The organism is Aeromonas sp. QDB56 (genome assembly GCF_027705505.1).
In the GTDB taxonomy this organism is placed as follows: domain Bacteria; phylum Pseudomonadota; class Gammaproteobacteria; order Enterobacterales; family Aeromonadaceae; genus Aeromonas; species Aeromonas caviae.
Genome location: NZ_JAPDBZ010000062.1, coordinates 1 through 23,074, shown reverse-complemented (window position 1 = coordinate 23,074; position 23,074 = coordinate 1). Strand labels below are relative to the sequence as shown.

The window sequence follows — 23,074 nt, the reverse complement described above, 5'->3', positions numbered from 1 at the left end:
GAGAAGGATTCGAACCTTCGAAGGCAGAGCCGTCAGATTTACAGTCTGATCCCTTTGGCCGCTCGGGAACCCCTCCAGTTGCATAAATGCCACAACGGTAATTCTGCTTGCACCCGTTGTTTTTGTCGCTTTTGCTGGGCAAATAGACGACAGACATCCAAGCGTCGCGCATTTTATGGTAAGGATTTTGGGGATGCAACCATTGCACCTTGCAAAATGTGCATTTATGCCGGGATCCAGGCAAAAAAACGCTCCTTCTCCGTCCCGACCGGACGCGTCCCTTGTCGCTCCCGATCCCTTGGTGTATGGTCGCCCTGCCCAAGAAACAGTGATGACACCATGACGACAGAGCATAACCCCTATTTGCAATTCACCCGCGAACAATGGGCGTTATTGCGCGATGCGGTCCCCCTGACCCTGACCGAGCACGATCTGCAGACCCTGCGCGGGATCAACGAGAAGGTGTCATTGCGGGAAGTGGAAGAGATCTATCTGCCCCTCTCCCGTCTCCTCAATCTCTACGTCAAGGCCAAACAGCGCCGCAGCCGGGTGCTGGAGCAGTTTCTCGGTCAGTCCCGCGGCAAGGGCACCTATATCATCAGCATCGCCGGCAGCGTGGCGGGGGGAAAGAGCACCACGGCCCGTATCCTTCAGGCACTGCTGGAGCGCTGGCCGGAGCACCCCAGGGTGGAGCTGGTCACCACCGACGGCTTCCTGTTTCCCAACAAGGAGCTGGAAGCCCGTGGCCTGATGCGCCGCAAGGGGTTCCCCGAGTCTTATGACATCCGCCATCTGGTGGAGTTTGTCGCCAATATCCGCGCCGGCCACGAGAAGGTCGAGGCCCCCGTTTACTCCCACCTCATCTATGACATCCTGCCCGACGAGAAGAAGGTGGTGGAGCAGCCGGACATCCTGATCCTGGAAGGGCTCAATGTGCTGCAAAGCGGCATGGACTATCCCCAGGACCCTCATCGCGTGTTCGTGTCGGACTTCGTCGACTTTTCCATCTATGTGGATGCCGATGCCGAGCTGCTGCGCACCTGGTACATCGATCGTTTTCTCAAATTCCGCAGCGGCGCCTTCTCGGATCCCGACTCCTATTTCCACCACTACGCCAAGCTGGCCGAGAGCGAGGCGACCGAGATCGCCAACAACATCTGGCAGGATATCAACTACCTGAACCTGCAAGAGAACATCTTGCCGACCCGGGAGCGGGCCAACCTCATCCTCACCAAGGGCAACGAGCACGCCATCGAGCAGATCAAGCTGCGCAAGTGACCACTGTCGCAGTGCATACATGAAAGAGGGGGCCCGCAGGCCCCCTCTTTCATTCAGTCCTCATGAGCGTACGAGGTCAGTCACCCCGCCGCAGGGAGAGTTCCCCTCCCAGATAGAGCTTGAGCCCCTCTTCCGTCTCCAGACGCAGGGCTCCGCGTTCGTCGATCCCCCGGGCAATCCCGCGGATCACCTGCTCTCCCATCAGCAGCTTCACCGGCTGGCCGGCGAAGTGGTCAAGCCGGTTCCAGCTCTCGACGAAACTCGCCAGTCCCGTCTGTTCGAAGGTCTGCATGGCCTGCTGCAGGTGCAGCAGCACGCAGGCGGCCAGCTCGTTGCGATCCACCAGCTCGGGCTGGATATGGCGCAGCTCGGACCAGGCCTGATCGATCTTCTCCCCCTCCCGACTCGGCATCGCCAGATTGAGGCCGACCCCGATCACCAGATGGCAGCTGGCACCCGCACTGCCGCTCATCTCCACCAGGATGCCCGCCAGCTTGCGGCCCTGGTAATAGAGGTCGTTCGGCCACTTGAGCTCCACCCCGGGATAACCGAGGGACTCCAGCGCCTCTACCACCGCCACGCCGACCGCGAGACTCAGTCCCATGGCGGCCGCCATGCCCTGCTCAAGCCGCCAGTACATGCTCAGGATCAGCTGGCAACCGAAGGGAGAAACCCAGGGTTTGCCACGACGTCCCCGCCCGGCGGTCTGGCACTCGGCCAGACAGCTTTCCCCGGAGCTCAGGGTGTTGACCCGCTCCAGCAGGTACTGGTTGGTGGAGTCGATGACAGGGAAGCAGTGCACCGGTGCCATCGGTGCCTCTGCCTGCAGCCACCCCTCGTCATAGAGGGCCATGGGCACCGCCAGCCGATAGCCCTTGCCGGTCAAGCTGAAGAGATCCAGCCCCAGATCCTTGAGCGCGGCCATGTGCTTGCTCACCGCCGCCCGGCTGATGCCAAGGCGCTCGCCCAGCTGCTCGCCGGAATGAAACTGGCCGTCGCTGAGCAGGGTGATCAGGGTCTGTCTGACGGGGGTCAGGGTCATGCCAGTACCTCGTCGAGCCAGGTTTCACCGCTGCGCCCCATGAAGCGCACCTCGTGTTCCAACACCACACCGAACTGGTGCTCCACGCTGTCGCGGACATGGGCCGCCAGCGCGATGAGCTCCATGGCGCTGGCGCCCCCCAGATTGACCAGCACCAGCGCCTGCTCCTGATGCACGGCGGCACGACCGATGGCAAACCCCTTGAGACCGCACTGATCGATGAGCCAGCCAGCAGCCAGCTTTGCCTGCCCTTCTGCCGCGGGGTAGCAGGGCATCTGCGGGTATTGCTGTTTCAGGGTCTCAGCAAGGGCAGCGGGCACCACAGGATTTTTGAAGAAACTGCCCGCGTTGCCCAGCACCGCCGGATCCGGCAGCTTGGCCATGCGGGTGGCACAGACGGTGTCGAAAATGGCCTGTGGCGAAGGGGCATCCCCCAGCGCCGCCAGCGGGCCATAGCCGGCGACCGGGCGCCATGCCTTGGGCAGGCGCAGACCGACGGCGATGATGAAGTGGGAGTCCTGATAGTCGTACTTGAAGATGCTGTCACGGTAACCGAACCGGCAGTCGGCCGCCGCGATGCGCTCAACCTCGCCACTCTGCCAGTTGAACGCCTCCACGTAGGCACAGACGCTGGCCAGCTCGACCCCGTAGGCACCGATGTTCTGTACCGGGGCCGCCCCGACCGTCCCGGGAATGAGTGCCAGATTCTCCAGCCCGTGCCAGCCCTGTTGCAGGGCGTGACATACCAGCTCGTGCCAGTTTTCACCTGCCGCCACGTGCAGCAGCCAGTGCTCGGACTCCTCGTGCAGCGTGATCCCTTTCAGGCCGTTGTGGACCACCAGACCGGCAAAGTCATCGCAGAACAGGATGTTGCTTCCTCCTCCCAGCACCAGGCGCGGCAAGATGGCCAACTCCGGGTTGGTCCGCAGTTGCGCGAGATCATCCGGCCGGGTCACATCGGCCAGCCAGAGGCAGTGTGCGTCCAGGCCCAGAGTATTGAGGGTCGACAGGGAGGCGTGGGGGGTGAGTTTCATCTGTGTGTTCCGACAAGGACAAGGGCGCAGTTTACCCCAGATCCCCCGGGACAAAAAACCCGGACACTTTTCGGACTCAGGGCTCTGGAGTAGAGTAACCCCTTCATCCCGCTGAGGAAGCATGCATGAACAATCAATTCGCCGTCATCGGCCTGGGCCTGTTTGGCAGCGCCTTGTGCGAAGAGTTGCAGCGCCAGAATGCCGAGGTACTGGCCATCGACATCGACGAGAGCAAGACCCGCCAGATAGCCACCCTCTGCAACCACGTCATCGTGGCCGATGCCACCGACGAGGCCACGGTCGCCGAACTGGGCCTGGCGAATTTCGACATCGTCTTTGTCGCCATCGGCGACAACCTGGAGACCAGCATCCTGACCACGCTGGTGCTGAAAGAGGCGGGCGTGAAGAAGGTCTGGGTCAAGGCCCGCGACAAGTTCCACGCCAAGATCCTGCAGAAGGTAGGCGCGGACAAGGTGATCAACCCGGAGTGGGACATGGGCCGCCGGGTGGCCCAGAGCATGCTGGACAACCGGCTGTTCGACTACCTGGAGCTGGGTCACGACATGGTGCTGACCGAGTTCGTGATCGGCTTGCAGCAAAACACCCGCACCCTGGCCGACTTGCGCCTGCTGCAGCAAAGCGATTTCCAGCTGTTGGCCATCAAGCGAGGTGAGGTGCTGCACAACGTCCTGACCGGCAAGATGGAGCTGCAACTCGGTGACATCCTGATCCTGGCCGGCAACAAGCACGCCATCGATCACTGGCTCGACACCCTATGATCAACTGGCGCAGCAACTACGCCTTCACCCTGCATCGGGAAGACAACTCCCGCTGGAGCGAGGCCAAGCTCATCCTGGGCAGTTTCCTCATCATCCTGCTGGTTGGCACCCTGTTTCTGGTCCAGCCCTCCAGCCACAAGGGTGAGGTCACCGTCATCAACGCCCTGTTCACCGCCACCTCCGCCATCAGCGTGACCGGCCTCGGGGTGGTGGATACCGGTACCGCCTTCACCCTGCAGGGGCAGATCATCCTGTTGATATTGATGGAGATTGGTGGTCTCGGCCAGATGACCATGACACTGCTGCTCATCGCCATGTTCAGCAAGCGGGTCGGGCTGCGCCAGCAGGTGCTGGCCAAGGAGGCACTGGGCCAGGAGGGATCCGTCAACATCGTCCAGCTGGTGAAACGCATCGTCCTGTTCGCCCTGATTGCCCAGCTGATCGGCACCGCCATCATGGCCATTCGCTGGGTGCCCGACATGGGCTGGGGTCACGGCCTCTACGTCAGCTTCTTCCACGCGGTGTCGGCTTTCAACAACGCCGGCTTCTCGCTGTTTGCCAACAACCTCATGGACTACCGGGATGACCCCATCATCAGCCTGACCATACCGGCCCTGCTGATCCTGGGGGGGGTAGGCTTCACCGTCATCGTCGACCTGGTGCGCAACCGCCGCTGGCGCAAGCTGAAACTGCACAGCAAGCTGATGCTGCTGATGACCCCTGCCCTGCTGCTGCTGGGGACCCTGATGTTCTGGCTGCTGGAGCACAACAACCCGGGCACCCTGGGCAACGCCTCCTTCGGGAGCCAGTGGCTGGCAGCCTTCTTCCAGTCGGCCACCGCGCGCACGGCGGGCTTCAACACGGTGGATATCGACCAGATGGTACCGGCCTCCCTGCTGTTCATGATGATGCTGATGTTCATCGGTGCCGGGGCAACCTCCACCGGGGGCGGTATCAAGGTCACCACCTTTGCCGTCGTTCTGCTGGCGACCCGGGCGTTTCTGACCAAGCGCCCCCATGTCACCGCCTTCGGCCGCACCCTGTCACCCCAGATAGTGACCCGCTCCCTGGCCATCATCATCGTCAGTACCATGGTGCTGATGCTGGCGATGTTCCTGCTGATGCTCACGGAGTCGCAATCATTCGACAAGATCATGTTCGAGACCATCTCGGCCTTTGCCACCGTGGGACTGTCCACCGGTATCACCGCTTCTCTAAGCGAACCGGGCAAACTGATCCTGGTGCTGGTGATGATCTGCGGCCGTCTGGGGCCCCTCACCCTGGCCATCATGCTGGCCCGCCCGGTGGAGACCCGCATCCGTTATCCGGAAGAGAGCGTCTACACGGGGTAAGCCGCTCCATCCATGCAAAGAGGGGCCACTGGCCCCTCTTCTTATTTTTATGTGATCACGGCGCGCACCAGCCTCAGGCAGCCTTGCCCCTGGTCGTCCCCTTACCAGTGCTCTTTCCAGGGCTCTTCCCCACACGAGCACTCTTGCCCGTGCTCGTGCGGGGGCGTGCGGCGGTGGACCCAGTCCGCTTGCGGCGGGCAAAGCGTTGCTTGCTGTCACCGGGCGCCGCCTTGGGCAGCGCGCTGAAGCTGGCGCCGGAATCCTGCCGCGCCCCCTCGATCAGGCCGTTGAGCTGCTCGGTGAGCGGCCCCATGAACTGCTGGTAGCTGCCGTGACGTTCGGCGATCTGACCCAGACTCTGCTCCCACAGTGCCGTCATGTCCGGTGTCGTGGCGGTCGTGGGCAGCGCCTGGACCAGGGCTCGCCCGGTCGGGGTGGCCTTGATGCTCTTGCCCTGGCGCACCAGGAAGCGGCGCTTGAACAGCAGATCGATGATCCCGGCCCGGGTCGCCTCGGTGCCCAGACCGTCGGTCTCCCGCAGGGTCTTGCGGATCTCGGGATCCTGCACATAACGGGCGATGCCAGTCATGGCGGCAAGCAGGGTGGCATCGGTAAACGGCTTGGGGGGCTGGGTCATCTTCTCCAGCAGTTCCCCCCGCTCGCACAGCAGTTCCTCCCCCTCTTTCAGGGCAGGCAGGGTTCCCGCCTCCTCCTCGTCATCCTCTTCCACTCCGAGCAGCGCCTTCCAGCCCGCCTTGAGGATGCGGCGCGCCTTGGCCTGGAACAGCCCTCCGGCGATGCGCAGCAACACCTTGCTGTCGTTGTACTCGAACGGCGGGTAGAACTGCAGCAGATACTGGCGGGCAATCAGGCCGTACAGCTTCGCCTCGTCAGCCCCCAGGCTCGCCTCGTTCCCCCTCTTCTCGGTGGGAATGATGGCGTGGTGGGCATCCACCTTGCTGTCGTTCCACGCCTTGCTGCGGATCCTGCCATCCGCTTCGGCGACCGCCCTGGCCAGCGCAGGGGCCGTGCTGGCGATGGCCTCCCGCACCTGGCCGGCCCGGTTGAAGTGCTCGCTCGGCAGATGGCGGCTGTCGGATCTGGGATAGGTGATGAGCTTGTGCCGCTCGTAGAGGCTCTGGCAGATATCCAGCACCCGCTTGGCATCCATGCCAAAGCGCTTGGCCGCGTCGATCTGCAGGCTGGAGAGGTTGTAGGGGAGCGGCGCCGCCTGCTTGCGCGCCTGCTCCTCCACCGCCTCCACCCGGGCGGGTTGCCCCTGGATCCGCTCCACCACCTTGGCGGCCAGCGCCCGGTTGAGCACCCGTCCCTCCTCATCCTGCCAGGGCAGACATGCCTCCGATGGCAGCCACCTGGCGGTGAAGCGTTCGTTGCCCTGGGTCAGCAGATGGGCCATCACCTCGTAGAACGGCTTGGGAACGAAGGCCTCGATCTCGAGATCCCGGCGCACCACCAGACCGAGCAAGGGGGTCTGTACCCGACCCACCGACAGCAGTTCGCTGCAGCCCCCCTTGCGGCCAAGCAGGGTATAGGCCCGGGTCATGTTGATGCCATAGAGCCAGTCGGCACGGCTACGGGCCAGCGCCGACACCGCCAGCGGCACGAACTCCTTGTTGTCTCTGAGCTTGTCGAGGGCGCGGCGCACGGCGGGGGGATTGAGATCGCTGATGAGGCAGCGCTGCACCGGTTTGGTCTTGGGATAGCCGAGAAAGTCGATCACCTCGTCCACCAGCAGTTGCCCTTCCCTGTCCGGGTCACCGGCGTTGACCACACAGTCCGCCTGCTTGATGAGCCCCTTGATGACGGCCAGCTGGGCCTTGGTCTTGGGTTTGGCCACCAGCTGCCACTGGGTCGGGACAATGGGGAGGGATTCCATGCGCCACTGCTTGTAGGCGGCATCGTAGGCATCGGGCTCGGCCTGCTCCAGCAGGTGGCCGATGCACCAGGTCACCACGTCTCCCTGCGCCGTCTCGATGAAACCCTCCCCCTTCTTGTGAGGTTTGGGGAGGACATCGGCGATGGCGCGGCCAAGGCTGGGTTTCTCGGCGATAAAGAGTCGCATGATGGATACACCTGAATACTGTATATGTGAACAGTATACAATCCTCTCACCGCAAACCCCAAGCCCCGGGGTGGCGTACTGCCTCCTCGCCCCGGCTTGGGCATCGCCCTCACCACAGCACATCCCGCTCCCACTGGATGGGTAAAGTGAGATTTAAATTCAAAAAATCATGACAAAACAAATAACAAAACCAAAAATCAATTATATGTCGAAATTAAAACCATGACCGAGGTCAACCCTTAGAATCCTGAGACTACTACTATATTGGTAATACCCGAATTCGAAGGACACCGTCACCATGCTTGGAAAACTGTTGAGAAAGACCTGGTTCTGGCTTCTGCTGCTCGGGGCCCTGCTGGGGATCGCCGCACTGGGCGTCACCGTCACCGTGCTGCACAAGACCAGCTCCACCGAGTTCTGCGTCTCCTGCCACTCCATGCAGACCCCGCTCGCCGAATATCAGGGCAGCGTCCACTTCCAGAACGTGAAGGGGATCCGCGCCGAGTGCGCCGACTGCCACATCCCCAGTGAACCCGCCGCCTATCTCTGGACCAAGATCCGCGCCGTGAAGGACATCTATCACGAAGCGATCGGCACCCTCGACACCCCGGAGAAATACGAGGCCCACAAGCTGCGCATGGCCCAGACCGTGTGGGATCAGCTCAAGGCCAATGACTCCGCCACCTGTCGCAGTTGCCACAGCTACGCCGCCATGGACATCCTGGCCCAGCGCCCCAATGCCCGCGCCGAGCACCCGGTCGCCATCAAGGAGGGTCAGACCTGCATCGACTGCCACCGCGGCGTTGCCCACATCATGCCGGACATGAGCGGCCTGGCCGCCGCCGGTGCCAGCGAACTGGCCGCCGCCGCGGCCCAGACCCCGACCACCGTCACCACCCGCTATGCCATCGCCACCACCCCGCTCTATCTGGATGCCGGCGCCAAGACTGACGAAGGCACCCTGATGCCCTCCACCCAGGTGGAAGTGCTGGCCAACGACAACGGCCGCGCCCAGGTGCGCATCGACGGCTGGCAGCAGGACGGGGTGAGCGAGGTGTTCTACGCCGCCCCCGGCAAACGGATCCTGAGCGTGCTGGTCGGCGAAGCCGCCAGAAAAGCCCTCGTGACCGGCAAGAGCGAGACCGACAGCGCCACCAACCTCACCTGGCATCAGGTCAGCCTGACCGCCTGGGTCGATCAGAGCCAGCTCATCGGCGACCAGGGCAAGCTGTGGCAATACGCCTCCACCCTGATGTCCAACAACTGCACCGGCTGTCACGGCCTCACCGCGCTGGATCACTTCAACGCCAACCAGTGGATCGGCGTCATCAAGGGGATGGAGTCCCGTACCTCCCTCACCCCGGAGCAGGCGCGCATGCTCACCCAATACGTGCAGAAACACGCCAGCGACATGAGCGCGGCCCATTAAGGCAGGAACAGAGGACTCTCCCATGACTTTTTTCAATGACCAACAGACCAACCTCTCCCGCCGTACTCTGCTCAAGGGGCTGGGGGCCTGTGCCGCCTTGCCCCTGCTGGCCGGTATCTTCCCGAAAAGCGCCCTGGCCAAGGCCGTCAGCACGGCCCTTGAGCAGTTCCCCACCCTGGTGCCCGCCCAGAAGGGCATCCTGACCGGCGCCCACTGGGGAGCCTTCGAGGCCATCGTCTCCGAGGGCCGCATGGTGCGGGTCCAGCCGGTGGCCGATGACCCAGCGCCGAATGACCTCATCGACATGGCGCCGTTCCAGGTCCACGCCAAGAACCGCATCAAGTACCCCATGGTGCGCAAAAGCTGGCTGGAGCACGGCCCGGGCGCCAGACCGGAGTTGCGCGGTGCCGACGAGTGGGTACGGGTGAGCTGGGAAAAGGCCATCGACTTGGTGGCCGGCGAGATCCAGCGCGTTCAGTCTGATTTCGGCCCGCAGGCGATCCACGCCGGTTCCTACGGCTGGAAGAGTGTCGGCATGTTCCACAACAGCCGCACCCTGCTGCACCGCCTGATGAACCTCTCCGGCGGCTTCACCGGTTATGCCGGTGACTACTCCACCGGCGCGGCTCAGGTGATCATGTCCCACGTGATGGGCTCCATCGAGGTGTACGAACAGCAGACCGCCTGGCCCAACGTGGTGGAAAACGCAGAACTGGTGGTGCTGTGGGGGGTCAATGCTCAGGTGACCCTGAAGAACAGCTGGAACATACCGGATCATGAAGGTCAAGCGGGCTTCAAGGCGCTGAAAGAGAAAGGCACCCGCGTCATCAGCATCGATCCGGTCTACAACGAGACCGCCAAGCTGGTCGGCGCCGAGTGGATTGCCCCGAACGCCTACACCGACGTGGCCATGATGCTGGGGGTGGCCCACACCCTCTACAGCGAGAAGAAGCACGATCAGGCCTTCCTCGATCGCTACACCGTCGGCTTCGACACCTTCCTCGCCTACCTGCTCGGCAAGGAGGACGGCCAGCCCAAGAGCGCCGAGTGGGCGAGCAGCGTCTGCGGCGTCGATGCCAAGGTGATCCGCCAGCTGGCCCTCGACATGGCCGCCAAGCGCACCATGATCATGGCCGGTTGGGGCATGCAGCGTCAGCACCACGGGGAGCAGCCCAACTGGATGCTGGTCACTCTGGCTGCCATGCTGGGCCAGATCGGCCTGCCGGGGGGCGGCTACGGCTTCAGCTACCACTACTCCTCCGGTGGCAGCCCCACCGCCAAGGGCGGCATTCTGGCGGGGATCTCCGCCGGCAACGCACCGAAGAACAGCCCGGCACCGATCCCGGTGGCGCGCATCGCCGACTGCCTCGCCAATCCGGGCAAGACCATCGACTTCAACGGCCGCAAGGTGACCTATCCGGACATCAAGCTGGTCTACGTGGCGGGGGGCAACCCCTTCCACCACCATCAGGACACCAACAACCTGGTCAAGGCGTGGCGCAAGCCGCAGACCGTGATCGTCCACGAGCCCTACTGGACGGCGACTGCCAAACACGCCGACATCGTGCTGCCGGTCACCACCAGCTACGAGCGCAACGACCTGGAGATGGGGGGCGACTACTCCCAGCGCTATGTGTTCCCGATGCACCAGTGCGTGCCGCCCCAGTTTGAAGCCCGCAACGACTTCGACATCTTCAGCGCCATCGCCGCCAAGCTGGGCGTGCAGGAGCAGTACACCGAAGGGAAGGACGAGATGCTGTGGCTCAAGCAGATGTACGACGGCATGGCGGCGCAGGCCCGTGGCGCACGTGTGGCGCTGCCGCCGTTCAACATGTTCTGGGAGGCCAACAACTACATCCGCTTCCCGATCCCGGAGGCCAACCGCCAGTGGATCCGTCACGCCGATTTTCGCGAGAACCCGCTGCTCAACCCGCTCGGTACCCCGTCCGGCAAGATCGAGATCTTCTCCAACACGGTGGCGGGGATGGGTTATGCCGACTGCGCCGGTCATCCCAAGTGGTATGAGCCCAAGGAGTGGGTGAAGAGCGAGGTGGCGGCGCGCTATCCGCTGTCGCTCAACACCTCCCACCCGACCCAGCGGTTGCACTCCCAGCTCGACAACACCCCGCTGCGGGGCAAGTTCGCCATCGCCGATCGGGAGGCCATCCTGATCCATCCGGACGACGCCAAGGCGCGCGGCATCCAGGATGGCGATCTGGTGCGGGCCTTCAACGAGCGCGGCCAGATCCTGGTGGGGGCCCTGATCTCCGCCGATATCCGGCCCGGGGTAGTGCGGGTGTGTGAAGGGGCCTGGTACGATCCGGCCAAGCCGGGCGAAGCGGGCAGCATCTGCAAGAACGGCAACGTCAACTGCCTCACCTTCGACGAGGGCTCGTCCAGTCTGGCCCAGGGCAACTGCGGCCACATGGCCCAATTGCAGATAGAGAAGTATATCGGGCCAGTGCTCGCCAACACGGCGCACGAGGTACCGGCCAACGGCTGAGTAGAGGACTGAGCAACAAAAACGGCGCCATCAAGGCGCCGTTTTCTTATCGCAGTTTGTGGTGTGGTTCAGAATCAGAAGTCACCCTCAACCATATGCTCTTCCGCATACTCCACCCGCCTTGCAGCCAGAGCGCGGACAAGGTGGCTCAGAAGTCTCCTTCCACCATGTACTCTTCGGCACACTCCACCCGCTTTGCAGCCAGAGCGCGGACAAGGTGGCTCAGAAGTCTCCTTCCACCATGTACTCTTCGGCACACTCCACCCGCCTTGCAGCCAGAGCGCGGACAAGGTGGCTCAGAAGTCTCCTTCCACCATGTACTCTTCGGCACACTCCACCCGCCTTGCAGCCAGGGTGCTGGCAAGGGGGATCAGAAGTCGCCCTCAACCATATATTCTTCCGCACACTCGACCAGCTGGGGCCAGAGATCTTCCGGCACCCAGGCCTCGGGGTCATCCTCGTCACCGTCATACTGGCTCCAGAAGAAGGCACGCAACCCGCTTGCGAAGTCGTCGCTCAACTCCGCCAGTTCGGAGAGGGGCCCCAGCCAGGCAATGCGGCGCAGGCCGGAGGCGAGATCGTTGATGGCATCCATCAGGGTGCGATCATCCAGGCTCTGCTCCACCAGCAGGGTGAAGCGCTCGCGGGCGCTCTCGGTCTGATCCTCGTCCAGCTCACCCACGTCGGCCAGCAGGTCGACAAAGTCCTCCAGCAGGAACTGGATCAGGGCATCCCTGTCCTCGAACCACTGGATCTGGGCCCCCTTGGTGCCCAGCACCGAGGCATCGAACGAATCATCGAGATGGCACAAAGCCCAAGGATCGTCAGTCATTGCTACCCTTCCTACACCTGAAACAAGAGACGTATCTTATGCCGGGTGCCGCCCCCTTGCCAGCACGGCGGCACAAAAGGGGCCCCCCGACGGGGCGCCCCATCACTCGACCCTGGCCACCTTGGGCAGGGAGAGGGAAGCGGCGAGCCCCCCCAGCTCGGCCCGCCCCATGATGAGACTGCCGCGATAGGCTTCCGCGAGATCCGAGACGATGTTGAGGCCAAGGCCCGAGCCCGGCACCTTCTCGTCGAGGCGCACCCCCCGCAGCACCGCCTTGGCGATCTGATCCTCGCTCATGCCGGGACCGTCGTCCTCGATGCGCAGGGTGATCCAGCCCCCCAGCTCGGCGCTGGAGATGCGCAGCTCGCTGGCGGACCACTTGAAGGCGTTCTCCAGCAGGTTGCCCACCATCTCGTCGAAGTCCTGCTCCTCCACCCCGACCGCCAGATTGACCGGCACCTGCAAGTCCACCGTCTTGCCGGGATAGAGGCGGGAGAAGGCGCGGCAGATATACTCCACCCGGGCCCGCACCGGGGTCGAGACCCCGAGGATCTTGGCGGCGCCGGTCACCCGCGCCTTGCCGAGGTGATAGTCGATGTGGCGCTGGATCTGGTCGAGCTGCTCGCCGAGGGCGGCCTGATCCTCCGGCGGCAGCTGGGTCACCTGGTTGCGCATGATGCTGAGCGGCGTCTTGAGGGCGTGGGCCAGGTTGCCGGTGTGGGAACGGGCTCGTTGCAACAGCTCGCCATAGTGGTGCAGCAGGCGGTTGATGTCCTCCACCAGCGGCTGGATCTCCAGGGGGTAGCGCAGCCGGAACCCCTCCTGATGACCTTGATGGACGCGGCTCAGCTCGCGACGCAGCAGGTGCAGCGGGCGCAGGCCGTAGAGGATCTGGAACATGAAGCCGAGCACCAGGCCGGTGGCGGCGAAGCCGAGGCCGAGGAACAGGCTGATGCGGGTCTTCTTCAGGGTCTGGGTCAGGGCGCTGCTGTCCTTGGCCATCACCAGGGTGAAGACCCGATCAGACCCCGGCAGCAGCACGGTACGGGTCATGATGAGCAGGGGCTCCTTGTTGGGCCCCTGGCCGACAAAGAGATCCGGATCGCCGAAGGCCGACTTCAGGCCGTGGGCACTCAAATGGGCATCCCACAGGGAGCGGGAGCGACTGACCACCGTCTCCCCCAGCTCCAGTTGCCAGTAGTAGCCGGAGTAGGGCTGGCGATAACGGGGGTCGGCCATAGGCTCGGTGACCACCGGCATGCCGTCCGGCTGGATCTCGAGGCGGGAGAGCAGATCGTAGAGCTGCAGGCGCAGGCCATCGGCCTCCGCCTCCTGCCAGTAGTTGCGCATCATGGTCTGCAGGCTGAAGCCGGTGGCGAACAGGAAGAGACCGCACCAGACCATGGCGATCACCACCAGCCGACCTCGCAGGGTGCGTACCAGCCTCATTCAACCCACCCCGCCATCGGTTGCGAGGGTGTCATTCGTTGATCCGGTAGCCGAGGCCGCGCACCGTCTCGATGAGATCGGCGTGGGTCTTCTTGCGGATGCGGCCGATGAACACCTCCACGGTGTTGGAGTCGCGATCGAAATCCTGGGCATAGATGTGGTCGATCAGCTCGCTGCGGGACACCACCTTGCCCCTGTGCTGCATCAGGTAGCCCAGCACCCGGAACTCGTGGGCGGTGAGCTTGATGGGGGTCCCTTCGTACCACACCTGGGAAGCCGCCATGTCGAGACGCACGCCACCGATCTCGAGGATGGAGCTGGCGTTCCCCGCCGCCCGGCGCACCAGCGCCTGCACCCTGGCCACAAGCTCCGCCACCTGGAAGGGCTTGGTGAGGTAGTCGTCCGCCCCGGCGTTGAGCCCTTCAATCTTCTCGTGCAACTGGCCACGGGCGGTCAGCACCAGCACCGGGGTGTCCATCCCCTTGCTGCGCCACTCCTTCAGTACGCTCAGGCCATCGCGACCGGGCAGGCCGAGATCCAGGATGATCGCGTCATAGGGTTCGGTCTCGCCGAGAAAGCCCGCCTCGTTGCCATCGTGGCAGAGATCGGTGACGAAACCGGACAGACGCAGCTGCTCCGCCAGCTGGCCCGCGAGGATCTTTTCATCTTCAACTATCAGAATGCGCATACATGGGTATCCAAAACAGGGTTGTGCCGGCACCGGCAACGGTTGGGGGGACGAACCGGACGGCGGCAGGTTCGCGGACTCACGCCGTTACTCCTCTTCCGGGGGCGGGCGCGGAGCGAACAGGCGCTCCAGATGGTGACCCTTGAGCCACACCATCTCCAGATTGTCAGCCCGGTAGCCCACCTTGATGACGCTGTTCTCCTCGTCGATGAGCCTGAGCTCGTAGAGCCAGACGCCATCCTCCTCACCCAGATCGACACGCAGCACGCGCACCGGCAGGCGGGAGGCCACCTCCATCAACTCATGAAAAGGACGGACCCGCCCCTCACTAACCACCTGTTGCAGCAAGGCCTCGTTCGGCTGGGCCGCCTGAACCAGCATCGGCAGCAGCAATCCAAGCAGGGGCAGCGCGCTATTCATGGGTGATTCATCTCTCAAAACCTAACATAATGCCGTTTATAGTGTGCCAGCCATGAATCCGGAATGAATATGATCCCACGCAGTATCCTGCTGATCTTGTGCCTCTTTTCCACCTTTGGCTGGGCGGCGCAGACACGTCTCGACATGGCCGGACTGGTCAAGTTGTTGCTGGCACAAGGGTATCACGACATTCGGGAAGTGGAGCTGGAAGGGGACAAATTCGAGGTCGATACCCTGAATGCCGACGATCAGCGCGTCCAGTTGCAGGTCGATGCCAACACCGGCGAGATCACCAAAAAAGAGGCCGAATAGGCCTCTTTTGCTATGGGCGTGACGGCTGTTGCGCCGCCCCCTTCCCGGCCACTTGCGGGCGCTTGCGCCAGGGGCGCAGCAGCTTTTCCCGACGGGGCCACAGCAGGGCGCAGGCCAGCACCAGATAGATGAGCGGCTCCTGCCACCCGCTCTTGACCGACCACCAGTAGTGTACCGGCACCAGCAGAGCCACCCCGTAGATCCAGTTGTGCAGCTTCTGCCATGCCGGCCCCATGCGACGCAACAGGGCCGGGATCGAGGCGATACTCAGCGCCAGCAACAGCAGCAGCGCCACCATGCCCACCACTATGTAGCTGCGCTTCACCAGCTCGCCGCCAATCAGCCCCCAGTCGAACTGCAGATCCAGCCCCAGCCAGACCATGAAGTGCAGGGACGCCCAAGCGGCGCACCAGAGCCCGAGGGGGCGGCGCAACTTGATGAGCTGCCCCTGGCGCCAGCGCTTGGCGAGCGGCGACACCAGCAGGGTCAGCAACAGCAGGTGAAGGGCCCCCTTGCCAAGGTAATGGGTCAGCCCCTGGACCGGATCCCCCCCCAGCAGCCCGGCTGGCACGGCATAGCCCAGCCAGAGCAGAAAGCCGAGCGAACCAAGGTGCACCAGCGCCCGCAAGCCGTTGACATGGGCTGTTTTCAGTCTCGGCGTCATATTGCAGTTCCCGTCATGTTTTTCCCGCTTCTCATCCCCTCGCCCACCAGGGGAAAAGGGGGCAAGAGATCAGTCGGACAGAGCGTCAGTCTCAATACCATCTACGCAGATCCATCCCCTGATAGAGGGACGCCACCTCGTCGCCGTAGCCATTGAACATCAGGGTCGGCTGGCGCTTGGCCCCGAAGATGCCCCCCTCGCCGATGAAACGCTCGCTCGTCTGGCTCCAGCGCGGGTGATCCACGCTCGGGTTGACGTTGGCGTAGAAGCCATATTCGTTGGGGGCCAGCAGGTTCCAGGTGGTGGGGGGCATCTCCTCCACCAGGCGGATGGAGACGATGCTCTTGATGCTCTTGAAGCCGTATTTCCAGGGCACCACCAGCCGGATGGGTGCCCCGTTCTGGGCGGGCAGGGTCTTGCCATAGAGCCCCATGGCAAGGAAGGAGAGGGGGTGCATGGCCTCGTCGAGGCGCAAGCCCTCCACATAGGGATAATCGATGCCGCCCCCCAGGGCACGGGAGGCCTGCCCCGGCAACTGTTCCGGATCATAGAGCGTCTCGAAGGCCACGAACTTGGCGCGACTGGTGGGCTCGGAACGGCGGATCAGATCCGCCAGCGCAATGCCGCTCCAGGGCAGCACCATGGACCAGGCCTCCACGCAGCGCAGCCGATAAATGCGCTCCTCCAGCGTGCTCTTGTTGATGAGATCCCACACATCCAGGGTGAAGGGTTTGGCCACCTCCCCTTCCACCTTCAGGGTCCAGGGCTCGGGCCTGAGGTAATGGCCGTTGCGGGCCGGGTCCCCCTTGTCGGTCCCCAGCTCGTAGAAATTGTTGTGGGTGGTGGCCTTCTCCTCCGGGGTGAGGATCAATCCCTCTGGCCGGGTCGCGGCACGGATGTCGAGGGGTCTGGTGGGGGCCACGGTGGCCGGCTTGTCCGGTGCGAAGAGATCCAGCAGGCTGGCCTTCACCGGAAACGCCAGGGTGGCGGCACCGACGCCCAGGCCCAGCCCTTTCAGGATGCGGCGACGATCCTGATAGACGGTTTCCGGCGTGACATCCTGTTCGGTGGGGTGATGAGAAGTACGGCGCTTGATCAACATGAAAAAACTCCCGGGACGATGAGGTTGACAACCATAAGACCCGCCCCGGCCGAGTTTTATTTCACACAGAATTACATGAGTTGGTAAAGGGGCAGTGCCTTGGCCATGGTACCGGCCAGGAAGAGCACTACGAACACCAGCAGAGGAACGATCACGTTTGGCACCATCAGACTCACTCCATGAGCAGGACAGGGCCTCTAACTATGGAACAAGGTCTGCGGCGCCTCCAATGAATTTTTTTCGCGAGCGCAAACGTATTCCAGAGTTGCAAAGAGTGATCGGGATCACACACAATCCGGCCCCCGCTTGCTGCCGCTCTACCGCGGAGTAGGCTGCCTCCTTTTCCGGATTCAACCACTGAGAGTCACGCCATGAGCCCACTGTTCGCCATCGCCATCACGACCGGGATCCTCTCCGCCGTCTGGGGTGGACTGGCCGCCGCACTCGGTCTCATCTCCTGGGTCGGCTTCCTCGGCTGCACCAGCTACTTCGCCTCGAGTGGCGGTTACAAGGCGCTGTTGCAGACCCTGCTGTGCAACACCACCGGCATGCTGTGGGCACTCCTGCTGATCCACGGGGAGACCTGGTGGGGGGCCGGCATGGCGGGTTATCTGATGACAGGGGTGGTGGCCACCCTGATGTGCGTGCAGGCCAGGCAGCAGTGGCTCGCCTACATTCCCGGCACCTTCGCCGGTTGCTGTGCCACCTTCGGCGCCGCAGGCGAGTGGCGGCTCATTCTGCCCTCCCTCATCATCGGCGCCCTGTTTGGCTATCTGATGAAGGCGAGCGGCCTCTGGCTCTCCCAGAAGACCCTCTCCACCGGCGGCGTCAGCGACCCGGCATAAGCCTGAGCCTGAGCCTGAGCCTGAGCCTGGCAAGGTAACCGATTCGGTCGGAAACCAGAGGGGCGGCCCGTCATCGACGGCCGCCCCTCTGTCATTTATCCCTTCGACTTGAAATTTGCCGCCTCGATGCCGTGCCGATTCAATAGCTTGTAGAAGTCGGTGCGGTTTCTCCCCGCCATGTTGGCCGCCAGGGTCACGTTCCCCTCCGTGGTGCGCAGCAGCCGGATCAGATACTCCTTCTCGAACTCGGCCCGCGCCTCGTTGAACGAGGGAATACCGCCACCGCCGCCACTCAGGGCCGACTCCACCATCGCCGCGCCTATCACCGGGCTGCAGCAGAGGCTGGCGAGCTGCTCCACCACCCCGCAGAGCTGGCGCACGTTGCCCGGCCAGGCCGCGGCGGCCAGCAGGGCCAGCGCCTCCGGCGAGAAGCCGAGGGCGGCGCAATCGGGGTGACGGTTGCGGTAATCGTCCAGCGCCTGACGGGCCAGCAGGGGGATGTCCTCGCTGCGGGCGCTCAGCGGCGGCAGGGTGATGTTGGCCACGTTGAGGCGGTAGAAGAGATCCTCGCGAAAACGCCCCTCTTCCATGGCGGTCACCAGATCCTGATGGCTGGAGCTGATGACCCGCACCTCGGGGGTACCCTGACCATACTCCGCCAGCACCTGGAGCAACTTGGCCTGGAGTGACTCCGACAGATCTCCTATCTCGTCGAGGAAGAGGGTGCCGCCTTTGGCCTCGGCAAACAGGCCGGACTGGCCATCCTCGCCAAACAGCTGCAAGTCCAGCACGGGCCAGGGCAGAGCCGCACAGTTGATGGTATGCAGCGGCTTGTCGCGGCGGTGGCTGGCCTGGTGCAGCGCCTGGGTCATCACCCCCTTGCCGGCGCCGGAGGGGCCCAGGATCAGCACGGGCACGTCCATGGTGGCGATGCTGCTCGCCTGGATCAGCAACTGCTCCATCTGCGGGTTGCGGGTCTGGATGAGGGACTGCCACTCCTGCTGCTGCTTCGGACGGGTCAGGCTGAGAGCATGTTCTATGGTGACCAGCAGCTCGTCCTTGTCGATGGGCTTGGTGAGGAAGCTGAACACCCCGGAGCGGGTCGCCTGGATGGCGTCGGGAATGGTGCCGTGGGCGGTCATGATGATCACCGGCATGCCGAGCCACTGGGACTGGATCCGCTCGAACAGCGCCAGCCCGTCCATGCCCCCCATGCGCAGATCGCTCAGCACCAGGTCGGCCCGTTGCTGGCGCAGCCTGTCCAGCGCTCCTTCGGCGCTGTCGGCGGTATCCACCTCGTAACCCTGGCTGCGCAGGCGCATGCTCATCAGCTTGAGCAGGCTGGCATCATCGTCCACCAGCAGAATACGGCTCATGCTCTCACCCCCTCTTGGCGAAAAACGCGGTCATTGCGGCGCGGTCCGGAGCTGTCATGGCTGACCTCCCCCATTGAGCTTACGCTGGTTGAGCTGCTCGTCGATGGCGGAGAGCTGCTCTATCTGCTGGCGTAGACGCTTCACCTCCTGACTCTGATCGTCGCGGCGGCTGTCTCGCACCAGCAGCTCCTCCCCGAGGGCGATCCAGCTGCGCAGGAAGGCCTGGGCATCGAGACCAAGCTCCGGCAACAGAGCCTTCAGCTGATCCAGCCCGGCCCGGCGGCTGGCCACCGATTCGGACGGGTGGGTGTTGACCATGGCCAGGCTGACCCGGCTCTCGAGGTCGGTGGCGCCGGCCAGTCGCTGGCGCTCCTGCATCCGCTGCTGGGGATGGCTGGCCAGCAGCCAGTCCGAGTATTGCAGGCGCACCTGCATCTCCTTGTTGGCAAACTCCATCCGCCTGGCGATCGCCTCCTGGGAAGGCTCGGTGAGGCTGGTAGAAGGCAGCAGGGAACAGCCAGCGAGCAGGCCTATCATCAATACGGGAATCACAAATCGTTTCATCTTGAATGTCACTTCAGATCCTGGTGGGGAGCAGGCACCTGCCCGCTCCTCTCAATATTCGGTGTCAAGGCGCCACCCGCACCTGCGGGGTCGCCGCCACGTCCGTCAGCTCGGGCGCACGTTCAAATCCAGCCGGAAACAGACATCCGCCTGGGCATCCTCGATCAGCCTGAGCTCGCCGCCCAGACTCATGGCAGACTCCCGGGCAATGGAGAGGCCCATGCCGGAGCCTTTCAGCAATCCCTGACGCACTATGCTGCCCTGTTCAAAGGGCTCGAAGATGCGCTCCCGCTCGTCTGGCGGGATGACAGGCCCTTCGTTGGCCACCTCCAGCCAGCCGCCGCCCGCTCCCGCCCCGGCGCGGATCCAGATCTGTCCGCCCCTGGCGCCATAGCTAACTGCGTTGGAAAAGAGATTGTCGAGGATGAGTCGCAGGCGGTAGGGCTCTGCCCGCAGGCTGATGGGCTCGGGCGGCAAGTGTACACTGATTTGCTTGGATTCCAGCGCGAGCCGGTACTCTTCGGACAAGTCTGACAACAAGGGCGCCAGGGGCACCTCGGACAGGGTGAACACCTCCTGCTGGCTGAGGCGATTGAAGTCGAGCAGCCGCTCGATCAGGGTCTGCAGACGGCGGCTGTTCTCCTCCAGCATCTGGCAGATCTCCTGCTGATCCCCGTTGAGGGGCCCCACCAGCTGCTCCGAGAGCAGATCAGCCCCCTCCCGCAGCACGGCAAGGGGGGTTTTCAGCTCGTGGGATACGTGGCGCAGGAACTGGTATTTCTGCTGTTCCAGCTCCTTGAGCTTGTCGTGCAGCCAGCTGATCCGCTCCCCCAGCAGCACCAGTTCGGCCGGGCCATCCACCGGGCGCTGATCCGGCTCGACGCCTGCGCCCAGACTCAGGATCCGCGACTCAATCTGACGTACCGGGTGGATGATGAGGTAGGTAAAGAGCAACACCAGCAGCAGGCTGAGCCCGACCACGAAGCCGCTGACCCACCAGATCTGCTGTTTCAGCTCCACGATGGCGCCCCGCATGCGGGTCACGTGATCATCCACCTGGCTGCGGGTGACCACTTCCAGTTGCTGGTTCAGTTCGTTGAAGTCGGTGAAACGGGGGCTGGTCGCCTCCTGCCTGGCCTTGCGCAGATCCTGCAGGCCATCGAGCCAGACCAGCGTCGCCTCGAGATCTCCGTAGACCTCGGCATCCGGAATGGAGTCCTGATGGGTCGCGAGCAGTTCCCGGTAGCGCACCAGCTGCTGCCGATAGCTGGCCAGGATGCGGTCATCACCCAGGACCGCATAGCGGCGCAGGGTGCGCTCCAGATCGATGGCCTGAGTGGAGAGCAGCGTCGCCCGGCGAGTGTCCCGCACCGCACGTTCCATCTCGTCGCTGGTGAGCTGGCCCAGGTGGGAGAGAGCCTGACTGTCGTGCCAGATCATGCCCCCCAGGGGCATCAGCACCAGCACGAAGCCCATCAGTACTACCTGGAGCAGGGAGCGGGGCCGAACCTTGGTCATCTTCTGCGGTCTCGATTCGTCATGGGGGAGCCAGCATATCCGCACTGCCCCAAAAAGCAAAACCGGCCATAAAGCCGGTTTGATTGCTCACCGAGGCCGGATTCACGCCAGGCCGACGGACGCCACACAGATGACAATGATCATGGCAAGGGCCCCTGACGCGGCCAACAGTGCCCATTTCATTTCTACGCTCATGCAAACCTCCTTTCTGCCAATCAGCGTTGGATCACAACAGATAACGACATGTTAATTCATAGTGAATCCCATAACCGTGAGCTGCGTATATATTTCAGACGAGCCCAACCCAAGGAATGGAAAGCATGTTTTACCTCTGTAGCATTGGATCCAATCTCGACCCCGCCCTGCACGTCAGTCAGGTCGTCGCCGAATTGCTGGCCCGCTTTGGTCGCCTTCACCTGAGTTCCGTCATCCAGACCAAACCCGTGGGCATGCATTCGCGCCACGACTTCCTCAACTGCCTGTTCGTCGTCCAGAGCGACCTCTCCCCCGTCCAGCTCAAGGCCGAGTTTGTCACCATGGAGCTGGCCCATGGCCGGGATCGCAGCAACCCCCTGTGCAAGGTGGCGGACAGGCCACTGGACATCGACATACTGGCCTGCGGCGAACGGGATGACTTCGCCGAGGCCGGGGTGGATGCCTACCTGGGGGATCTGCTGGCGGAGATGTATCAGGGCGGCAGTGTGGACTCCGGCAAGGTGACCCTCGGCCTGCCGGGCAGCAAGGTGTTTGCGAAGCAGCGCATCGGCCAGGCCCCCATCCATCTCTGCCAGCAAGACGAGGCCCTGCTTCCCGGCAATGGCCACCCCGGCCCCCCTTCCCGGCACGCCGCCATCCGGCACCCTTGAGCCGTTCACACACATGAGGCGCCCAAAGGCGCCTCATGTCATGGCGGCCCGCCTTGCCCTAGATGACGGCGAGGGCGCGCCCCCCGTCCACCCGGATGCTGGCCCCGGTCATGTAGTCGTTCTTCATCAGCATCTGTACCGCCTGCCAGATGGGCTCCAGACCCCCTTCCCGCGCCAGCGGCGTCTTCGCCAGCACCTGCTGGCGCCAGTCATCCCCGTGCTCGTCGAGAAACAGGATGGGGCCAGGCTCTATGGTGTTGACCCGCACGGCAGGCGCCAGTTCGCGGGCAAAGCTCATGGCCAGGGAATGGGCTCCCGCCTTGGTGGCCACGTAGGCGGCAAACTGGGGCGCCGGGGCATGGATGTAGATATCGGTGATGTGGATGATGCCCCCGTTGGGCTGGCGGGCAAGGGCGGGGGCCAGCGCCCGGTTGAGCTGGAAGGGAGCCGCCATGTGTACCCGGTAGAACTGATCAAACTGGGCCAGCTGCACCGCAGGATCCGCCGCCTGGGGCTCGAAGGCGGAGGCATTGTGGATGATCAGGGCAAGATCCTCATGGGCCGCCAGCGCCGTCACCACGGCGCCAACCTCCTCTTCCCGGGTAAAGTCCGCCTGTACCAGTTCGACGCCCACGTCTCGCAGACGATCCAGCTCGGGCCGTTCGCTGCGATAGCTGCCCGTCACCTGCCAGCCAGCGGCCACCAGCTGCTCGCACAGATAGAATCCCAGGCGACGGCCACAGCCCGTTACCAATGCACGCATACACTCTCCTTGTGGTTGTCGCCCTCCCCGATCCATGCAGGATCGCACGGAGGGCCCATTCATCGGCCATGACCTATCGATGTCCGAGGCAAAACCCATCCTGATTACCCATGATTAGCAGTCAGTTACCACGAACTATACTGATCTTACGTACAGTTATCGAGGTGCGAGATCA

22 protein-coding genes are annotated in these 23,074 nt (G+C 63.5%); 8 read left to right on the top strand and 14 right to left on the bottom strand.

All coding sequences use genetic code 11. The features are described 5' to 3' along the window. Window positions 1-339 precede the first annotated feature (339 nt). The gene (gene coaA / locus OKB81_RS11625) at window positions 340-1,278 is read left to right on the top strand and encodes a type I pantothenate kinase (RefSeq protein WP_029314861.1); all 939 of its coding nucleotides are present in this window, start codon (window positions 340-342) and stop codon (window positions 1,276-1,278) included. 76 nt (window positions 1,279-1,354) lie between these two features. On the opposite strand, the gene birA is transcribed toward coaA, so the two are convergent. Both birA and murB read right to left on the bottom strand, forming a co-directional pair. Continuing rightward, complete coding sequence (gene birA / locus OKB81_RS11620) at window positions 1,355-2,320, bottom strand: bifunctional biotin--[acetyl-CoA-carboxylase] ligase/biotin operon repressor BirA (protein ID WP_201985301.1); 966 nt, start codon at window positions 2,318-2,320, stop codon at window positions 1,355-1,357. Next, the gene (gene murB, locus OKB81_RS11615) at window positions 2,317-3,354 is read right to left on the bottom strand and encodes a UDP-N-acetylmuramate dehydrogenase (RefSeq protein ID WP_160838264.1); all 1,038 of its coding nucleotides are present in this window, start codon (window positions 3,352-3,354) and stop codon (window positions 2,317-2,319) included. Before murB ends, birA begins: the two co-directional genes overlap by 4 nt. A 125-nt stretch (window positions 3,355-3,479) precedes the next feature. Between murB and OKB81_RS11610 the strand changes: the two genes are divergently transcribed. Continuing rightward, a complete protein-coding gene (locus OKB81_RS11610; RefSeq protein ID WP_010675965.1) occupies window positions 3,480-4,133 on the top strand; it encodes a potassium channel family protein in 654 nt (217 codons plus the stop codon). After that, window positions 4,130-5,485 carry a TrkH family potassium uptake protein gene (locus OKB81_RS11605; RefSeq protein ID WP_160838266.1) on the top strand — a complete coding sequence of 452 codons (1,356 nt, stop codon included), beginning with the start codon at window positions 4,130-4,132 and terminating at the stop codon, window positions 5,483-5,485. The genes OKB81_RS11610 and OKB81_RS11605 overlap by 4 nt, the downstream gene beginning before the upstream one ends. A 73-nt stretch (window positions 5,486-5,558) precedes the next feature. On the opposite strand, the gene OKB81_RS11600 is transcribed toward OKB81_RS11605, so the two are convergent. Further along, the gene (locus OKB81_RS11600; RefSeq protein WP_104452141.1) at window positions 5,559-7,568 is read right to left on the bottom strand and encodes a DNA topoisomerase III; all 2,010 of its coding nucleotides are present in this window, start codon (window positions 7,566-7,568) and stop codon (window positions 5,559-5,561) included. A 298-nt stretch (window positions 7,569-7,866) separates the two neighbouring features. Here OKB81_RS11600 and OKB81_RS11595 point away from each other — a divergent pair, with 298 nt between their 5' ends. Next, window positions 7,867-8,997 carry a NapC/NirT family cytochrome c gene (locus tag OKB81_RS11595; protein ID WP_045522783.1) on the top strand — a complete coding sequence of 377 codons (1,131 nt, stop codon included), beginning with the start codon at window positions 7,867-7,869 and terminating at the stop codon, window positions 8,995-8,997. Between the two features lie 22 nt (window positions 8,998-9,019). Next, complete coding sequence (gene torA / locus OKB81_RS11590) at window positions 9,020-11,500, top strand: trimethylamine-N-oxide reductase TorA (RefSeq protein ID WP_160838270.1); 2,481 nt, start codon at window positions 9,020-9,022, stop codon at window positions 11,498-11,500. Window positions 11,501-11,870: 370 nt separating this feature from the next. Here torA and OKB81_RS11585 read toward each other — a convergent pair whose 3' ends face one another. The 4 genes from OKB81_RS11585 to OKB81_RS11570 all read right to left on the bottom strand — a co-directional run bounded on the left by OKB81_RS11585 (window position 11,871) and on the right by OKB81_RS11570 (window position 14,889). Further along, window positions 11,871-12,332 carry a hypothetical protein gene (locus tag OKB81_RS11585; RefSeq protein WP_010675970.1) on the bottom strand — a complete coding sequence of 154 codons (462 nt, stop codon included), beginning with the start codon at window positions 12,330-12,332 and terminating at the stop codon, window positions 11,871-11,873. A 102-nt stretch (window positions 12,333-12,434) separates the two neighbouring features. Further along, window positions 12,435-13,781: a sensor histidine kinase gene (locus tag OKB81_RS11580; protein ID WP_160838272.1), complete on the bottom strand. Its 1,347-nt coding sequence runs from the start codon at window positions 13,779-13,781 to the stop codon at window positions 12,435-12,437. A 31-nt stretch (window positions 13,782-13,812) separates the two neighbouring features. Then, window positions 13,813-14,469 (bottom strand): response regulator transcription factor, encoded by a 657-nt coding sequence (locus OKB81_RS11575; protein ID WP_005332666.1) that lies wholly within the window; start codon window positions 14,467-14,469, stop codon window positions 13,813-13,815. Between the two features lie 87 nt (window positions 14,470-14,556). Next, the gene (locus OKB81_RS11570; RefSeq protein WP_160838274.1) at window positions 14,557-14,889 is read right to left on the bottom strand and encodes a PepSY domain-containing protein; all 333 of its coding nucleotides are present in this window, start codon (window positions 14,887-14,889) and stop codon (window positions 14,557-14,559) included. A gap of 63 nt (window positions 14,890-14,952) precedes the next feature. Here OKB81_RS11570 and OKB81_RS11565 point away from each other — a divergent pair, with 63 nt between their 5' ends. Beyond that, complete coding sequence (locus tag OKB81_RS11565; protein ID WP_010675973.1) at window positions 14,953-15,201, top strand: PepSY domain-containing protein; 249 nt, start codon at window positions 14,953-14,955, stop codon at window positions 15,199-15,201. A gap of 10 nt (window positions 15,202-15,211) precedes the next feature. Here OKB81_RS11565 and OKB81_RS11560 read toward each other — a convergent pair whose 3' ends face one another. Then, window positions 15,212-15,865 (bottom strand): protein-methionine-sulfoxide reductase heme-binding subunit MsrQ, encoded by a 654-nt coding sequence (locus tag OKB81_RS11560; RefSeq protein WP_270664088.1) that lies wholly within the window; start codon window positions 15,863-15,865, stop codon window positions 15,212-15,214. A gap of 91 nt (window positions 15,866-15,956) precedes the next feature. Beyond that, window positions 15,957-16,967 carry a protein-methionine-sulfoxide reductase catalytic subunit MsrP gene (gene msrP, locus OKB81_RS11555; RefSeq protein ID WP_160838278.1) on the bottom strand — a complete coding sequence of 337 codons (1,011 nt, stop codon included), beginning with the start codon at window positions 16,965-16,967 and terminating at the stop codon, window positions 15,957-15,959. A 371-nt stretch (window positions 16,968-17,338) separates the two neighbouring features. Here msrP and OKB81_RS11550 point away from each other — a divergent pair, with 371 nt between their 5' ends. Next, entirely contained in the window at window positions 17,339-17,812 is a 474-nt protein-coding gene (locus OKB81_RS11550; protein ID WP_042014355.1) for a DUF1097 domain-containing protein, read from the top strand. Between the two features lie 95 nt (window positions 17,813-17,907). On the opposite strand, the gene OKB81_RS11545 is transcribed toward OKB81_RS11550, so the two are convergent. The 4 genes from OKB81_RS11545 to cydH all read right to left on the bottom strand — a co-directional run bounded on the left by OKB81_RS11545 (window position 17,908) and on the right by cydH (window position 21,465). Continuing rightward, window positions 17,908-19,188: a sigma 54-interacting transcriptional regulator gene (locus OKB81_RS11545; protein ID WP_041214273.1), complete on the bottom strand. Its 1,281-nt coding sequence runs from the start codon at window positions 19,186-19,188 to the stop codon at window positions 17,908-17,910. Between the two features lie 54 nt (window positions 19,189-19,242). Next, window positions 19,243-19,752 carry a hypothetical protein gene (locus OKB81_RS11540; protein ID WP_039039694.1) on the bottom strand — a complete coding sequence of 170 codons (510 nt, stop codon included), beginning with the start codon at window positions 19,750-19,752 and terminating at the stop codon, window positions 19,243-19,245. 105 nt (window positions 19,753-19,857) lie between these two features. Then, a complete protein-coding gene (locus OKB81_RS11535) occupies window positions 19,858-21,270 on the bottom strand; it encodes a sensor histidine kinase (protein WP_045522797.1) in 1,413 nt (470 codons plus the stop codon). A 102-nt stretch (window positions 21,271-21,372) separates the two neighbouring features. After that, entirely contained in the window at window positions 21,373-21,465 is a 93-nt protein-coding gene (cydH, locus tag OKB81_RS11530) for a cytochrome bd-I oxidase subunit CydH (RefSeq protein ID WP_010675981.1), read from the bottom strand. Between the two features lie 125 nt (window positions 21,466-21,590). On the opposite strand from cydH, the gene folK reads away from it, so the two are divergent. Then, entirely contained in the window at window positions 21,591-22,136 is a 546-nt protein-coding gene (gene folK / locus OKB81_RS11525; protein WP_010675982.1) for a 2-amino-4-hydroxy-6-hydroxymethyldihydropteridine diphosphokinase, read from the top strand. 58 nt (window positions 22,137-22,194) lie between these two features. On the opposite strand, the gene OKB81_RS11520 is transcribed toward folK, so the two are convergent. After that, on the bottom strand, window positions 22,195-22,899 hold the full coding sequence (locus OKB81_RS11520; RefSeq protein ID WP_039039618.1) for an SDR family oxidoreductase: 705 nt from the start codon (window positions 22,897-22,899) through the stop codon (window positions 22,195-22,197). Window positions 22,900-23,074: the final 175 nt, after the last annotated feature.